This window comes from Algoriphagus pacificus (assembly GCF_017254845.1).
Classification (GTDB): domain Bacteria; phylum Bacteroidota; class Bacteroidia; order Cytophagales; family Cyclobacteriaceae; genus Algoriphagus; species Algoriphagus pacificus.
This window is the reverse complement of the sequence record NZ_JAFKCU010000012.1, coordinates 1-2,628: the sequence shown is the minus strand read 5'-3', so window position 1 is coordinate 2,628 and position 2,628 is coordinate 1. Positions and strand designations below refer to the sequence as shown.

Sequence of the window (2,628 nt, the reverse complement as noted above, 5' to 3'; positions counted from 1 at the left end):
TTCTCGTCCGGCAGATAGATTTCCTTTCTCCAGAAGTAAATAGCTTCCTGATTGAAGGTTAGTCTTGCCAACAGGCCTGAGCCAAAATAGGCATCATCGGAACTCACAAAGCCCCCCATGGGAACCACGTTCATCCCATTCAGTTCGGCATCCAAAAGCCCTTGAAAATCATCCAGGGTTTTAGGAACAACCAAATTCTTATTGGGTTTGCTATCCAGAAATTCTGAACAGCCGCTTAGGATCAATGCCAGCCCCAAAAGGCAAAGCAGGTATCTTGTATTTTTCATGATCATGTTTCGATTAATGTCTTTTATATATCCCCCTCTCAATGGACGGAGAAGCAAAAATCCCGGAACACCGAAAATGGCAACAACCAGTATGAAGAAAGAAAAGGGAAATCCATTTCCGGCCTCCGGGAATATTTTTAAATAAACCAGAATCAGAATCCGGTCCTAAATCCAATGGATACGCTCGTCAAAGGAGGCGAAACCAAATAATCCGGATCTTTCACCCTGTCACTTGCTTTCCACAGTATCCCCAGATTATTTGCATAGATATAGGCCTCAATCCCTCCCAGTGGCCAATTTCCGCTGGCTTTGGGTGTAAAAGTATAGGACAGTCTCACATCCTGAAGCCGGATATGGTCACCCTTCTCCACTGTTTCAGAACTGGCCAGGTAAAACTGGGAACGGAGTGGGTTCACTTCCCCGGGATCAGAAGGAACCGAAGTGATCCTTTCATCCCCTGGCTGTTGCCACCGTCTATCATAATCTTCATGTGTGATTTCACCTCTATTTACCGCATCATAAGAAACAGAAGGCCGCCTGAAATAATACCCCAATCGATAGGAGATATTGGCCGAAAGGCTCCAGCCACGGTAGCTGAAGGTATTGCGCAAGGCGCCGAACTTGGTTGGTCTGGCACTGCCATGGAACAGGATGTTCTCGGGAGTCGCTTCCGCATAAATCGTGGCATAATCGGTGCTGGGTTCCCCGTCCACAAATCCCATCGGTGCCCCATCAGCAAGATCAAGGCCGGCAAAAGGCAGACTGTAGATCGCAAACAGGGGTCTTCCGATGGATGGGCTCGGCAAGGAAGGAGAGTAATTGATCAGTTGACTTGCCGTGGAAATATTCTCCACTTCCAAGACCTCTTCTTTGACCATGCTCAGGAAAAAACTGGTCTCCCATCGGAACTCACCCGAAGTATTCAGACTGTTCAGCACAAAATCCCATCCCCGGGTTTGCGTCGAGGCATAGTTCACCGTTGCCTGTGAAAATCCAGAGGATGGAAACAGGGATATGTTCCCCAACAGGTCCAGGCCTACCTTGTCGTAGTATTCCAGGGAGCCTGACAAAACCCCGCCCTTCAGGCTGAAGTCGACCCCTGCATTGACAATCTTGATCCGCTCCCATCCCAGTTCAGGATTCGGAGGGGTCCTGACCGCCAAAAAAGGAAGTCCTGTATTAAAATTCAAGGCTCCCCCATATGCTGTTGCTGTCGTAATGGCTGTCGCATTCGGATTCGTATTGCCATTGTATCCATAGCTCAGTCTGAGTTTCAAAAAATCAACCAGGCCGCTTTCCATGAATTCCTCTTCTGATAGAACCCATCCCATTCCTGCTGACCAAAGCGGCACGGATTTCTGATTGGTAGCTACCCCAAAAAGATTGGAGGCATCATTTCTGACACTTGCATTCAACAGATAGCGCTCTTTGAAAGAATATCCCAGATTCCCGAAAACTGATACAAAGCGGTTGGTTCTTCCCCCAAATTCCTCATTGAAAGGAATTGTCCTTAACCTTCCTGTAGCAAATTCCCGGTATCTCGTCAAATAGTCAACAGGTTGGGAAAGCCCATTGTCCCCACTATATCCGTAGGAACCAGCCGTGTAATTCTCTGACTGAAAATCCTTGATCTCACCTCCCAGAAAAGCAGATAACCTGTGCTGCTCTTCCCAGCTTTTGGTGTAATTCAACTGGGCCCTCACGTTATGACTATAAGAAGAAACAAAGTTCTGGTTCAGAAGCCCTCCCATCGGCACGTTGTGAACCAGATTCCCTGCCTCATCCACTTCCGTATAATTATTGATCAGGTCTCTTGCCACATAGGATTCCAGCGGCTGATGAAACCTAACCTGCTGGTTATTGCTCCAATACTGGTAATTGGTATTCAGGCTGAAGCCAGCCCCAATATCATAATCCAATCCCGTAAAAAGCCTCAGATCCTGAGAACTCCCATTTGTCCTTGAAAGACCCAATTCCTCCAAAGGAACATAATCCCAGTTGAGAGCCAGAATATCCTGATTGGCATCCTTAAACCTCACACTGTAATTCCGATAAACTGGCAGTGGGTTACCCGCTTCATCCGCCAGCCTGTCGTAAGGGTAAAAATTGGCTGTTTCAGGCATGCCGTTGTAACTCTTCCCCTGCACCCAATAGGCACCTGTCGTTATCCTCACTTTATCCTTCCATGCTTTCCAGGTCTGTCTGGTATTGAGGGTCAGTCGGGAATTGTCTGATTCCACATCTTCCCCAAAATTCCTGTCCCATCCGGCACTGAACAGATAGGAATGCTTTTGGGAACCACCGGAAACATTCAGGGCATATTGCTGCTGGCTTGACGCCC

At 47.8% G+C, this 2,628-nt stretch carries 1 protein-coding gene and 1 pseudogene; both read right to left on the bottom strand.

What is annotated here, in order from left to right; genetic code table 11:
- Positions 1-287, bottom strand: a pseudogene (locus J0A69_RS22315) (hypothetical protein); the annotation flags it as partial.
- 152 nt (positions 288-439) lie between these two features.
- The coding region (locus J0A69_RS22310) for a SusC/RagA family TonB-linked outer membrane protein (RefSeq protein ID WP_206588848.1) at positions 440-2,628 on the bottom strand (2,189 nt) is incomplete at its 5' end.